The organism is Pseudomonas sp. No.21 (assembly GCF_054558415.1).
This window is the reverse complement of the sequence record NZ_BAAJNO010000048.1, coordinates 1-376: the sequence shown is the minus strand read 5'-3', so window position 1 is coordinate 376 and position 376 is coordinate 1. Positions and strand designations below refer to the sequence as shown.

The window sequence follows — 376 nt, the reverse complement described above, 5'->3', positions numbered from 1 at the left end:
ACAGATGGAGCAGCTTGCGAGCGCCCCAATAAGGGAATTGGTGATGCAGGCGCACCACCTCTCGCTCCAGCTCGGCGCTGCTGCGTCCAGGACTCGTCAGCGGACGACGGGACTGATCCTGCAGGCCGGAATCCCCCAGTTCTTGATATCGCTCCAGCCATTTGTAAGCCGTCTTGGGGCTGATGCCGTAGCGTCGACAGAGCTCCCGGATGTTGCTCTGCGGGTGTTGGGCCAACAATACGAATTCACGTCGTATCGACATGGTGGTGCACTCCTGCCACGGCATCGCTCGAACTCCTCTTCGAAGGATCCCGTAAGCCTAAATGCGTTACCTATGTCTCCCGACACCTGTCACCTATGTCCCCCGGCTGAACAC

General features: G+C 59.0%; 1 protein-coding gene. It reads right to left on the bottom strand.

Annotation, left to right across the window (positions count from 1 at the left end; genetic code table 11):
* Positions 1 to 286 (bottom strand): helix-turn-helix domain-containing protein (locus tag ACYJSS_RS30695; protein WP_459481283.1); only part of this gene is annotated, 286 nt, incomplete at its 3' end.
* Between the last annotated feature and the right edge of the window lie 90 nt (positions 287 to 376).